Origin of the sequence: Paenibacillus sp. GXUN7292 (genome assembly GCF_050864975.1) — a bacterium.
Classification (GTDB): Bacteria; Bacillota; Bacilli; order Paenibacillales; family Paenibacillaceae; genus Pristimantibacillus.
On record NZ_JBOZWO010000042.1, the window covers coordinates 41287 to 53582 of the forward strand.

Sequence of the window (12296 nt, forward strand, 5' to 3'; positions counted from 1 at the left end):
GCTTGTTGCCCTATCCACAATTAATCGACACTCTCAACAGGGGGAAAAGTTAGACATGAATGTACTCATTACGGGCTATTTTAACGATGATTCCAAGCAGCGAGTCGTACAAACCTTTCCGCATGATTGGCAAATTCATATTATTGAGCCGCAATTAATCGAACAGTTCATCGGAGATGCAGAGGTGCTTATTCCAGAGCATATTCAAGTGAACGAGGCTTTGTTGGACCAAGCTCAGAGCTTGAAATTAGTTCAAACCGGTGCTGGCTACGACAATGTGGATATTGAAGCTTGCACGAAGCGCGGCATCTGGGTGAGCAATGCAGCTGGCGTGAATGCCAATGCAGTAGCGGAGCATATTATGGCGCTAATATTGAACCACTATAAGAACATTTCGTACTTGGATCGTTTTATGAAAAATAAAGGTAATGAAACCAGGCTCTCGTATACGGGCGGCGAGCTGTCAGGACTAACCATCGGGACGATTGGCTATGGCGCAATTGGCTCAAAGGTTGGCAAATTTGCTCAAGCTTTTAATATGAAAGTGCTGGCCTATGACAACAATCCAACACTTTCAAGCGATGGTGTGGAGCTTGTGGATCTAGATATATTGCTAGCCCATTCAGATATCATCACCATTAACATTTTCCTTAATGAGGAAACAAGAAACCTAGTTGATCGGGCATTTTTGAACAAAATGAAAAGCAACGCGCTATTGGTCAACACGGCAAGAGGACCGATTGTATGCGAACCTGATCTCATTGAAGCCTTGAAGAATGGCGTAATTGGCGGTGCTTGTCTCGATGTATTCACCGAAGAGCCGCTAAGCTTGGATAGCGAGCTTCGTTCGATGGACAACGTTACGTTAACCCCGCATACAGCAGGTATGCCGGATGGAATGAAGTTCCATGAAACGAGATACCGCTTCTTCGTCGCCAACATTAATCGTGTGATGGGGAATGAGCCTCCGCAAAACAATTTGAATCAGATTTAATTGGGGATTAAATTTAACGGTACAGTGAAACAATTCAACAAATGGCCTTACCCTTTTGTATTAAGGACAAGGCCATCAGCCATTTTAGGGCAAAGCGCTTAATTTGCTGCTAAGAACGGAATAGCATAATTAGATTTGTGATTACCACATAGGGGCTAACCCATAAATGAACAGCTCCCCTTTAAGTAGACAGGTGAAATAACAAAACCTGCTGCTAAAAGGGGAGCTTTTTCATGCAGAAAGTACAATTTAGCGCGTCAGCGAATAGACACTAAATTAAGCTTGAATAGCGCCTGTGGCAACCGTTAGGGTCATTCTTTGCTCTGCTGTTCCGCTGTTCCGCAGCTCTGTTGTTCCGCCGCTCTGCTGTTTCGCTGTACCACTGTTCTTTTGTTTCTTCGCTATTCTCTTGTTCCCGCTAACGGTTGCCATAAGGCTGTCGATTCACTGTGGGCAGGTTATAAGATGTTTAACTGGGGACAACGCGGAATCGTAAGATGTTAAATTAACAGGCAGAACTAAAAGAGTATACAGAAGAAGTAAGGAATATTAATACCAAACAGTATCTTTTTATACCTGAGGTGGAGTTCCTCAATGTCTATCTTTTTTCAACCAAATCCAAAAGAAAGCACAGGTTACAAAGAAGTTCCGAGAAGGTGAAAAACAATTCATGTAGAATAATCATTTATCGTAACAATTTCTTATTCACTTAATTTCAACTAAGGAGCATGAAAAGCCTATGGAAAAATCCCCAGAAGATTCCTTGAAAATCTCATGTGAAGAATTAGGAGAAACTCTAATAAAACAGCAAGGTATGACATTTAAATTCAAAAATGTAGAAGGTCGTATTATTCATACCTTTATTGCAGGAAAATTGTTATCTAAAATAGGCTTAACACCGGAAATCGTTATTGGGAGGGAACTAAGCGAGATTCTTCCCGCTGAAATAGCAAAAAATAAAGAATCGTTTTATAGGGAGGCATGGGAAGGGAAAGAAGATATTACATATGAGGGTGAATTGAATGGGGTATATTATCTGGCATCCCTGCAACCAATTAGGCAATTCGGCAAAGTGATCGAAGTAATCGCTTCATGTGTGGATATTACCGAACGAAAGAAAGCAGAAGAAGAACTAAGGGCAACAAAGGAATTGCTAGAGTCCGTAATAAAGAACTCCGCAGATAGTATATGTGTGACTGATACTGAAGGAAAAGTTATTCGAGTAAACGATGCATTCGAAAGAATATACGGCTGGTCTGAAAAAGAACTCATCGGAAAGCAACTGCCTAGTATCCCTGAAAATATATACGATAGCCTTGTAGAAATTTGTAAACCGGTACTTACTGGAAAGGAATCATCTATAAGTCTCGAAACGATACGTAAACGAAAAGATGGAGAATTGATACATGTTTTTTTAACCTTATCGCCGATAAAGGATGCGAGGAATGTTGTTGTTGCTTTGACTGGCATAACCCGGGATATAACGGAAAGAAAAAAATCGGAAGAGTTTTTCCGGAAAGCAGATAAACTGAATGTCGTTGGGCAGCTAGCTGCTGGACTTGTACATGAGATCCGTAATCCGTTAGCTTCTTTGCGGGTTTTTTACAATTAATTATGTCCGGCCACATGGGAAAAGCAGAATATTTCGATATAATGATTTCAGAAATTGATCGCATAAATAGTATTGTAAATGAACTCTTAATTATTTCGAAGCCGCATGAAACAAGTTTTCGGAAAAATAATATAGGGATGATTCTAAGAAGCGTTGTAACATTACTTGAAGCACAGGCTGCTCTAAATAATATTCAATTCCATGTTGAAATGAAGGACAATATTCCTTTAATAGAAAGCTCCGAAATCGAAATTAAACAAGTATTCGTTAATATATTAAAAAACGCAATAGAGGCAATGCAAAATGGCGGAATTATACGTATCAAAGCTGTTGTCCAAAAAGATAACCTCCTCATTCGATTCATCGATCAAGGTTCAGGGATTAATGAGAGTGTTATCCCCCGCTTAGGCGAACCTTTTTTTACCACTAAAGATAACGGAACTGGATTAGGCTTGATGATGTGTTATAAGATCATTAATGACCATAAAGGATGGATACATATTAACAGTGTTGTTAATAAAGGAACAACAATTGATGTTATTTTACCTTACCATGAATGATCAGCATAAGATAACCTAAAAATGACCTGGACATCCACAATTTGTGAATGTTCGGATCTTTTTTATGGGGACGGCCGTTTTTTTATAAAAATTACCCTTTCATAATCTTCCGATAATCACTTGGTGATTGCCCTATTATTTTATGGAATGCTCTTGAGAAATAAAGCGGGTCTTGAAAGCCGACCTTTAGGCTGATTTCCTTGATAGAACAGTCGGTAAAGTCAAGATATTGGCAGGCCTGCTGAATTTTCAATCGCATAAAATAATGCATTGGCGATATTCCTGTTACACGTTTGAACACAGATAAATAATGTGACCGGGAAAGATGGACAAACTCTGCCAACTGCCCGACTGTAAGATTAGCACTTAGCTGCTGCTTCATATATTCGATTGAACGGTCTACACAGTTGCTTGAAGCCTGGTTAGACGGATCAGCAGGCTGCAGCGAGGGCAAAGAGAGCATTTGCTGAAGCAGCTGATTGGCATAGATGCAGTGAGGAAGCGAATAGATTTTTTCCGAAATCGTATCGTAGCAGCTGTCAAATAATTTAATCCATTGAATCGGACTGGCCCCAGAAAGTTGCATTTTATTCTCCTGAAGCGGCAGCAGCTCGAAGTAATGCTCAGCTAAGATTCCGGTAAAATGAATCCAATAAATGCTCCACGGATTTGCTTCCGCTGCTCCATAGCTCTGAGGCATGTTCGGCGGTATGACGATAAGATCATGCTTTTGTACATGCTGCTTGCCAGATGAACCAAGCTTCACCCAGCCTTCGCCAGCTATGCAGAAAAGCAGAATATAAGAGGACGAGCCTTCGGCTCGTTCACGATAATGGTACTTGGCTTTTGGGAAAAATCCGATATCCGTTATAAATAACGGTTTAATAAGCGGGTGCTGCGATAATTCCTCGATCAGCCTCTCATGAAGCACAAATAGCTTCTCGGATGGAAATCCCGTTTTTTTTCGCATTGTTTAAACCTCTCCATAACCGTGCTAATTTGGTATCTATCAGACTATTGTCCATATCAATCATATTAATATGAATTTTAATATAGTCTGACATCGCAGTAAAGTTAGGCTATAAGCTGCAATAAAATAAATGGAGAGGGGATGAGGCGTTGCACAACGGAAAAGTAGTTATCGTAACCGGAGCCGGCAATGGCATTGGCAAAGGGATTGCCTTGGAATTTGCAAAAGCAGGCGCATTAGTCGTAGTCAGCGAAATAGATGAGCAGTCGGGTAATCAAACAGCTGAAGAGCTGCGTCAAATAGGAGGATCTGCTCTATTCATCCAAACGGATGTAGCAAGTGAACAGAGCATTTGCGGTATGGTTAAGCGAACGGTGGAAGCACTTGGCCGAATTGATGTGCTTGTTAACAACGCGGGAATTACTGTATTTAAGCCAATATTGGAGGCGACGTCAGCCGATTGGGACCGGTTAATGAACATTGATTTGCGGGGCGTATTTTTATGCAGCAAATATGCGGCTGAGCATATGAAGCGGCAAGGAAAAGGCTCCATTATTAACATCTCTTCGAATCATTCAGTAGCCACATTGCCTGATGCAGAAATGTACGCCGCAGCCAAAGCAGGTGTGAACGGTTTAACCCGCAGCATGGCGCTGAGCTTAGGCAAGCTCGGTATTCGAGTCAATGCGATTTGCCCAGGATTTACGAATACCCCACATTATCGTCAATGGCTGGAAAATGACGGGAAAGCTGCTGAAATTGAAGCGGAAGTCATTTCGCTGCATGCGGGCAACCGGATCGGTACTCCAGAAGATGTGGGGAAGCTTGCTTTATTTCTCGCTTCAGATGATTCCGCGATGATGACAGGTGCCGAGCTTTTGCTAGATGGAGGGTTATCTACGAGGCTGTATCATTCGAAGCTTTGTTAATAGATTACGAAAGGCTGCCAATTCAATGCCGGAAGCTAATTTAAAAGGAGGATTTATATGAAAATTGTTTCAATGGAGCTGTTTCAAGTGCCGCCGCGCTGGCTATTTCTGAAAATTACGACGGATGAAGGAATTGCTGGCTGGGGCGAGCCGGTAGTTGAAGGAAGAGCGGATACGGTTCGCACGGCTGTCGAGGAGCTTGGTGACTATCTTATAGGCAGGGACCCTGGACAAATCGAAGATTTGTGGCAGGTCATGTACAGGGGCGGCTTTTATCGGGGCGGCCCGATTTTGACGAGCGCTATATCAGGCATTGAGCAAGCGCTTTGGGATATAAAAGGGCAGCGGCTGGGAGTGCCGGTGTATGAGCTACTGGGAGGCGCTGTTCGCGACCGGATGAAGGTATACGCATGGATTGGCGGGGACCGTCCCGAGGATGTTGCGACAGCTGCCAAAGCTCAAGTCTCTGCCGGTTACACCGCGCTCAAGATGAACGGTACGGCTGACATGGAGTGGATCGATTCCAGTGAAAAGATTATGCAAGCGGTGCAAAATATGGCCACCGTTCGAGAAGCTGTCGGGTATGGCATCGGAATCGGCATAGATTTTCACGGCCGGGTTCATAAAGGAATGGCCAAGGCGCTTATTAAAGAGCTGGAGCCGTTCAAGCCTATGTTTATAGAGGAGCCGGTGCTGCCGGAAAATAACGAAGCTTTGAAGCAGCTAAGCCAAATCAGCTCTATCCCGATCGCGACAGGCGAGCGGATGTATACGCGTTGGGGCTTTAAGCAATTGCTTGCCGAGGGAACCGCGGATATTATTCAGCCCGATTTAAGCCATGCGGGAGGCATTTGGGAGGTTCGCAAAATCGCGGCAATGGCAGAGGCTTATGATGTTGCCGTAGCTCCGCATTGTCCGCTCGGACCGATTGCACTGGCGGCATCCTTACAGTTGGATTTCTGTACGCCGAATGCATTCATCCAAGAGCAAAGCCTCGGCATTCATTATAACCAGGGCTCAGACCTGCTTGATTATTTGGAAGACCGCTCGGTATTTGATTATAAGGATGGCTTTGTTGAAAGAATGAAAACACCGGGTCTGGGAGTCAAAATTAATGAGGAAAAGGTAAGAGAAATGGCTGCGGTCGGCCATCGTTGGCGCAATCCTATATGGCGCAACGTGGACGGATCCGTAACGGAATGGTAAGAGCAGTAGCGACTTGATTCAATGTGGACAACATCGGTTGTGAGGCTAATCTAGAAGCTGTCGATTCATTATGGATAACAATACGTCAAGTAAACAAAGGGGAAGCGGAGGGCAAGATTGGAACTGGAGAAACGATAGTGGCCGCCTTTGTGTTACAATTTTAACAAATTAATGGGTCATGAAATCAATAAAAATTGTAATACAACAGCGGTTGTAAGTCCAATCTTGGATCGCAGCGCCATCCTTTTCTATTGCTTGTTGTCTTATCCATAATGAATCGACAGTCTAATCTGACTCGAGGTAGAGGCGGTATACGCTATGTCATTGACGGAGCAATTATTTAAGCATAAAATCGTAGCCATTATACGGGGCGTGCCGGAGGAAAAGGCAGATGATGTAGCTGAAGCGTTGTATCAGGGCGGCATCCGTTTTATGGAAGTGACGATGAACACGGAAGGCGCGGCCGGCATGATTGCGCGCTGGAGAAAAAGGTACACCAGTGAAATGTTCATTGGCGCAGGAACGGTGCTTAATGAGCAAATGGCGCGGGAAGCGGTGGAAGCTGGCGCTCAATTTCTTATTTCGCCTAATGTTGATGAAGGCGTCATTCAATGCGGTCTTGAGGCAGGGGTTGACCTCTATCCAGGCGCTATGACGGCCACTGAAATTGTAAAGGCATGGACACTTGGCGCGCATGTCGTAAAAGTGTTTCCAGCGGGCAGTCTCGGTATTTCATATATGAAAGAGCTACAGGGGCCTTTATCTCATATCTCGATGATGGCGACTGGGGGAGTAAGCTTGGACAATATGAAAGCATATGCGGAAGCGGGCTCGAGAGCTTTTGGTTTGGGAGGAAGTTTAGTGAATAGGGCACTCATTCAAGAAGGAGATTTTAAAGGCTTAAAAGAGCATGCTATGCAATACGCAGCTGCGGCGCAGCAGCTTTAAACGAAATTCGCAATGAAAACGGAATTGGATGGAGGGTCTTGGGAGTGAACATCATAGTCAAGCAAACGGACTTTCGAGGCAGCTACGCCATACTTATGGAAAGCGCCGCTATTAAGCTAATCGTATTGCCGCAAGCGGGAGGCAGCATTGTATCACTGCAATACAAGGAAACAGGTAAGGAATGGCTTGTTAATGCGCTAGGAGAAGGAATTCGTCAGGCAAGCTATGGCGATACATTCTCGGAGGAGATGATGCATGGCTGGGATGAATGCTTCCCGACGATTGACGCATGCCACTACCCGCTGCCTGGCTCTCATAAACATACTTATTTGCCCGATCATGGCGAGCTGTGGTCTGTTGTGTGGACGTATAACATGACAGAACATAGCTTAGTAACAGAAACAAGCGGAAAGGCGCTGCCTTATTCCTTTACTAGAACGATCAGCTTTATTAATGAGCAGACTCTTCAATTTTCATATTTGGTTAGGAATCCTTCTGAGGAGCCGATAACCGCTTTTTGGTGCGCGCATCCTTTGTTTTCCGCTACTGAGCATACGCAAATACAAATACCGCCAGAGCTTGATTCGGTACTTTGCGTAGTGGGGGGTAAACGATACGAAAAGGGAAAGTCATACAAGTGGAATCAAGGGGCTGTAGTTCATAGCGGAATGGCTATAGATCGGCTTGCCCCGGTCTCGGCGCAGGATTCGAGGAAATTTTACGCTGGAATTCCGTTTGCAACAGGACTGGCGGGGCTGTATGAGCAGGACACAGGCGAATTTGTACAGTTGTCTTGGTCAGTCAAGGAGCTGCCTTACTTTGGACTGTGGATCAATGAGGGCTATTACAATGACAAGCTGATGGTCGCTCTCGAGCCAAGTAACGGTTTTTACGATAGCTTGGATGAAGCACATAAGCGAAAAAAAACATTGCTGCTAGAACCAGGAGCATCAGCTAGCTGGTCAATCCATGTAAAACTGGGAGTGGACTATCGTTAAGATAGTCCGCTCTTTTTTGCAGACTCTCTGTATTCGGAAGGACTCATACCGGTTATATTTTTGAATACACGAGAAAAGTACTGCTGCTCGGAATAGCCTATAATTTCAGCAATGTCTTTGAAATCCAGCTCGGGTTGTCTCTCGATCAATCGCTTAGCCTCGTTTATTCGCAGCAAGGTGAGGTATCTCATCGGTGGCTCTCCACTGCATTTTTTAAACACTCTGATGATATAGGACGAGTTGAAATTGAATTTCTCAGCCAGCGAGGAAACTGTAATTTGCTCAGATATATTCATACGAATATATTCTTCCAGCTTGTTGTATAGCTCCTCCGAAGTGTCGCTTACTTTCTTCCGTGGATTAATATAAGAGCTCATATAGCTATTCAATACTTGTAAAGCATCGTTGAAAAGACTTTCGTTGTCGATGGATATCGCAATAATTTCATAAAGCTCTTTTTCGATGGATGCCATAATGTCGTCGTCTTCACAGCCAATTAGCCCCATAAGCTCCACCGCCAGATTGACCAGCAGCTTCTCCAGCTGCCGCTGTGTCATGCTGCTCGCCTGCCATTCGGTGAATAGATGCAGCAGTTCGCTTTGCAGCGAATCAAACTGCTGCTGCTTGACGAATAATTTCATGGAATTCATGTGTATAGAATCGTAATTATGGGATGGTCTGTCCGGCGCTTTTCGTTCCTTCGTCGTAATAATCGAGGAAAGGCAGCATAGCAAATTTCGTTCAAGGGAAGCCCTCAGCATACGCGCTGTATCCCGAATATGTTCCAAGCTTACAGGCGACTCCTCGGCACAGATTGTAATAGGAATTGAGTCCAGAAGCGAGGAAGAGATCGCATTTATCAGCTCCTCTGCATGATAAGCCTGTTCGCTGCTGGACAGAACAAGAAATTTCTGATTAAAGAATTTGTCGTCGATTACCCGCCATGACATGGCTTTGTCCCAAATACTCGCTGCTATTTTAGACCAATCGATCATCGACCAAAGCCTGTCAAAGAAGTCGGTATCGAGAACATCGGCAGTATATGTATATTGATTGCCTAGACAAATGAAATACATATGGAACTGCTCCGTTTTGATCGATTCGGGCAACGCTGACGCTGGCTTGATGCCATGCACCAGTCTTTCAATAATGTCGCTTTCCAGCTTGTTAGCTTTTTTATCAAGTCTAGTTTTGATGCCAACCATAGTTTGCATAAGCAAATCTTTTTTTACAGGCTTAAGGATATAATCAGTCACACCTAATCGAATCGCTTGCTGCGCATAAGAAAAATCATTGTAGCCGCTAATAATAACGATTTCCAGCTCCGGCCTCATTATTTTGGCGCGCTGGATCAGCTCCAGGCCATCCATAGCAGGCATATGAATGTCCGTGAACAAAATATCAGGCTTCATTTGCTCGACCAGCGATAAAGCATCCTCTCCATCTAATGCGGAAGCAATAACTTTGAAATGCAGGTCTGTTTGTTCAATTTTTTGAATGATATTGTCTAAAATAATTTGCTCGTCTTCGGCAACGATAACGGTGTAGCTATGTTCAGTTTTCATTTTATCATTCCTTCATCTAATCGTTTTCCGCCAATGATGATCACAGCGCCGCCGTTAGTGGGAGCATTTGAAATTTCAAATACGACGTGATGATTGTTTAACAGCTTGAGCCGGTAATAAATATTGGTTAAGCCAATATTGCTCAACAGCTCAGAATCATCGCCATATTTGACCGATTGCTCATTAATTTTGCTCCTGATCTGGCTGATTGTTTGTTCATCAAACCCGACGCCATTATCGCGGATCGTTACTTTCCAAAACTGATCCGTATATTCTCCTTTTATTGAAATCGTCCAAGGAGGCTTTTGTGTAAAGCCGTGCTTAAAGCAATTTTCTACGATCGGTTGAATAAGCAGGCGAGGCACTTGAATCTCGTTCATTTCGGCAGGTACGTCGATATCATAATGAAACTGGTTCATATAACGTATTTTCATCAGTTCCAAGTATTTTAGTGTATAATCGATTTCTCGTTCTATCGTAACAGGCTTTGAGCTTTCAACAGCAATATAACGCAGCATTTCAGAAAGATTGTGGCACATCTCTACTATTTCATCCTGATTTTGATTTTCCGCTTTAATGCTGATTATAGCTAGCGTGTTATATAGAAAATGCGGATTCATCTGAGCTTGCAGTGCGAATAGCCTAGCCTGTATTTCATGTGATTTTGCAGATACGACCTCTTCAAGTGAGGATTTTAAGCGATTGCACATGTCAAGGAAAGATTGATTAAGCTCTTCTAATTCATTTAATGACACATTATTATTTAGCCTCGGTTCTAATGTTTCCAGACTGAGCATTTTAATAGATTTTCGAATCCGTTTAATAGGCAAGGTGAGGCCTTTGGATACGAAGAATGTAACGATCATTGTAATAAATAAAATAATGACGCCAAAGAAAAGAAATTTGCTGCGAAAATGAACGACTGGCTGCAGCAGATTAGCCTCCGACTGCACCAATGCGACAGTCCATCCCGTGAACTTTGATTTTGTGAACGAAATGCTGTCTGTTTGATGATTAAAAGGGTTTTTAATTGAAAAGGTTTTAGCTTCGGAATGTTTTTGCATATTGTCCCAGTAAAAAGCGGATAGCTCATTCAAGCTGTTATTTTCGGGCTGGTAAGGATAAACAAGGAAACCATCTGAATGGTATACATATACAGCCGTGTTTATGGAAGAGTGAGGATTATCCTGATTCACGGATCGCTCGATGAGAGCCTCAATTTGTTTGTATTCCTGTTGAATCTCTACGATGCTGTCAACCTTGGAGCCGAAAACTTCGGAGAATGCTCTGGAAAGCGAAATAATGATCGTGCCGGATGGATCCCAATCATTAGGGCGAGGTATAGAAATACTTCGTCTGCCATCCAATTGTAAGATCGGGTCAATCCATTTTTTACTTTGGATAATAGCAGGGTCAAGGTCTTGGACATCGTATTCTTTTCCAAACTTGACGAAGTGGCCGCTCAAATCAAACAGATTCATTTGATAAAATTGCAAAGGAATGCCGGTTATTGAAAATAACATGCTCGTAATATCCCATTTATTATGAAGAATAGTAATATCTCGATCGGTGCTCTTGGAAAAAAATAATTGTTTGACTGGCTCTGCACTGATGACTCTTTCTGCAATTGAATCCATGTATTTAAACTGAGAGTCAAGCGTATCGGACAGATTTAATGAAAGCTGGTGATTGGATTCAGCAGCTTGTTTCTTTAAGGCATTTGCTGTGGAAACATAGAAGGATATGCCAAGCCCGATTAAAATAATTAAAATTAAACTGGAATAACTGATGAATAATTTGGATTGTATACTTTTGAATGTAAACACGATATCCTCCCAATCAGCAAATAATCATGTTGATTATAACATAATAATTTTATTTGTCTTTTTGAAAATGAAAATGCAAAAGGTCAATAATGTCCACAGTTTTATGTCAGTATTTTATATTCAATACCTATTTGAAAGGGGTTACAATTTAATTGCAGAAAGAACAGATCAGTTACTAACGGGAGGATCAGAAATGAAAAGAATGGGATCAAGAGGATGGATCATCAGTCTGCTTATGCTTTGCATATTTGTTGTTTTGGCGGCGTGCGGGTCAAAGACAGGCAATAATCCAAGCTCAAGCAATACCGAAACGCCTGCGGCGACAAAAAACGGTGAAGAAAAGAAAAATGTTACGCTGACCTTTGTCGCCTCGCAAAACTGGGTGAATAAAGGATCAAAGGTAGATTCGGAATTAATAGAAGCCTTTACAAAAGAAACGGGCATTAAAGTCGATTTGCAGGTGGTGCCTGATGATCAGTACGCCAACGTTTTGAAAACAAAAATGACTTCCGGCGAAGTGCCGGATATATTCATGGTCGGTGCAGGCTCGGGAGCATACAAATATTTGCCGGAAAAATACTTTGCGGATTTATCCAATGAAGAATGGGTATCGCGCTATGCGCCTTACGCCAAGGCAGGTACGACGATCAACGATAAAATTAGCGGCTTCATGACGTGGAACGTAGAC

Annotated in this window: 12 protein-coding genes; 8 read left to right on the top strand and 4 right to left on the bottom strand. The window is 43.0% G+C overall.

The window, feature by feature from the left end; translation table 11 throughout:
* The first annotated feature begins 55 nt into the window (after positions 1–55).
* A complete protein-coding gene (locus tag ACRRU2_RS24080; RefSeq protein WP_432505610.1) occupies positions 56–994 on the top strand; it encodes an NAD(P)-dependent oxidoreductase in 939 nt (312 codons plus the stop codon).
* A 276-nt stretch (positions 995–1270) separates the two neighbouring features.
* Here ACRRU2_RS24080 and ACRRU2_RS24085 read toward each other — a convergent pair whose 3' ends face one another.
* On the bottom strand, positions 1271–1426 hold the full coding sequence (locus ACRRU2_RS24085; protein WP_432505612.1) for a hypothetical protein: 156 nt from the start codon (positions 1424–1426) through the stop codon (positions 1271–1273).
* A gap of 307 nt (positions 1427–1733) precedes the next feature.
* Between ACRRU2_RS24085 and ACRRU2_RS24090 the strand changes: the two genes are divergently transcribed.
* A complete protein-coding gene (locus ACRRU2_RS24090; protein ID WP_432505614.1) occupies positions 1734–2606 on the top strand; it encodes a PAS domain S-box protein in 873 nt (290 codons plus the stop codon).
* A gap of 41 nt (positions 2607–2647) precedes the next feature.
* The gene (locus ACRRU2_RS24095) at positions 2648–3166 is read left to right on the top strand and encodes an ATP-binding protein (RefSeq protein ID WP_432505616.1); all 519 of its coding nucleotides are present in this window, start codon (positions 2648–2650) and stop codon (positions 3164–3166) included.
* A gap of 91 nt (positions 3167–3257) precedes the next feature.
* Here ACRRU2_RS24095 and ACRRU2_RS24100 read toward each other — a convergent pair whose 3' ends face one another.
* Positions 3258–4136, bottom strand: coding sequence for a helix-turn-helix domain-containing protein (locus tag ACRRU2_RS24100; protein ID WP_432505618.1), 879 nt, complete (start codon positions 4134–4136; stop codon positions 3258–3260).
* A 149-nt stretch (positions 4137–4285) separates the two neighbouring features.
* On the opposite strand from ACRRU2_RS24100, the gene ACRRU2_RS24105 reads away from it, so the two are divergent.
* The 4 genes from ACRRU2_RS24105 (at position 4286) to ACRRU2_RS24120 (ending at position 8217) form a co-directional block, all read left to right on the top strand.
* A complete protein-coding gene (locus ACRRU2_RS24105; protein WP_432505620.1) occupies positions 4286–5065 on the top strand; it encodes an SDR family NAD(P)-dependent oxidoreductase in 780 nt (259 codons plus the stop codon).
* A 57-nt stretch (positions 5066–5122) separates the two neighbouring features.
* A complete protein-coding gene (gene dgoD, locus ACRRU2_RS24110; RefSeq protein WP_432505622.1) occupies positions 5123–6271 on the top strand; it encodes a galactonate dehydratase in 1149 nt (382 codons plus the stop codon).
* 318 nt (positions 6272–6589) lie between these two features.
* The gene (locus ACRRU2_RS24115) at positions 6590–7219 is read left to right on the top strand and encodes a bifunctional 4-hydroxy-2-oxoglutarate aldolase/2-dehydro-3-deoxy-phosphogluconate aldolase (RefSeq protein ID WP_432505624.1); all 630 of its coding nucleotides are present in this window, start codon (positions 6590–6592) and stop codon (positions 7217–7219) included.
* Positions 7220–7263: 44 nt separating this feature from the next.
* The gene (locus ACRRU2_RS24120; RefSeq protein ID WP_432505626.1) at positions 7264–8217 is read left to right on the top strand and encodes a hypothetical protein; all 954 of its coding nucleotides are present in this window, start codon (positions 7264–7266) and stop codon (positions 8215–8217) included.
* Here the strand turns inward: ACRRU2_RS24120 and ACRRU2_RS24125 are convergent.
* Both ACRRU2_RS24125 and ACRRU2_RS24130 read right to left on the bottom strand, forming a co-directional pair.
* Positions 8214–9782 (bottom strand): response regulator transcription factor, encoded by a 1569-nt coding sequence (locus ACRRU2_RS24125; protein ID WP_432505628.1) that lies wholly within the window; start codon positions 9780–9782, stop codon positions 8214–8216. The two genes, ACRRU2_RS24120 and ACRRU2_RS24125, sit on opposite strands and share 4 nt — an antisense overlap.
* Entirely contained in the window at positions 9779–11608 is a 1830-nt protein-coding gene (locus ACRRU2_RS24130; RefSeq protein ID WP_432505630.1) for a sensor histidine kinase, read from the bottom strand. The genes ACRRU2_RS24125 and ACRRU2_RS24130 overlap by 4 nt, the downstream gene beginning before the upstream one ends.
* Positions 11609–11801: 193 nt before the next feature.
* On the opposite strand from ACRRU2_RS24130, the gene ACRRU2_RS24135 reads away from it, so the two are divergent.
* A partial coding sequence (locus ACRRU2_RS24135; protein ID WP_432505632.1) for an extracellular solute-binding protein occupies positions 11802–12296 on the top strand: 495 nt, incomplete at its 3' end.

Coding starts and splice junctions, on each gene's coding strand:
- ACRRU2_RS24080 (WP_432505610.1), top strand. CDS start 56: ATGAATGTACTCATTACGGGCTATTTTAACGATGATTCCAAGCAGCGA.
- ACRRU2_RS24085 (WP_432505612.1), bottom strand. CDS start 1,426: ATGGCAACCGTTAGCGGGAACAAGAGAATAGCGAAGAAACAAAAGAAC.
- ACRRU2_RS24090 (WP_432505614.1), top strand. CDS start 1,734: ATGGAAAAATCCCCAGAAGATTCCTTGAAAATCTCATGTGAAGAATTA.
- ACRRU2_RS24095 (WP_432505616.1), top strand. CDS start 2,648: ATGATTTCAGAAATTGATCGCATAAATAGTATTGTAAATGAACTCTTA.
- ACRRU2_RS24100 (WP_432505618.1), bottom strand. CDS start 4,136: ATGCGAAAAAAAACGGGATTTCCATCCGAGAAGCTATTTGTGCTTCAT.
- dgoD (WP_432505622.1), top strand. CDS start 5,123: ATGAAAATTGTTTCAATGGAGCTGTTTCAAGTGCCGCCGCGCTGGCTA.
- ACRRU2_RS24115 (WP_432505624.1), top strand. CDS start 6,590: ATGTCATTGACGGAGCAATTATTTAAGCATAAAATCGTAGCCATTATA.
- ACRRU2_RS24125 (WP_432505628.1), bottom strand. CDS start 9,782: ATGAAAACTGAACATAGCTACACCGTTATCGTTGCCGAAGACGAGCAA.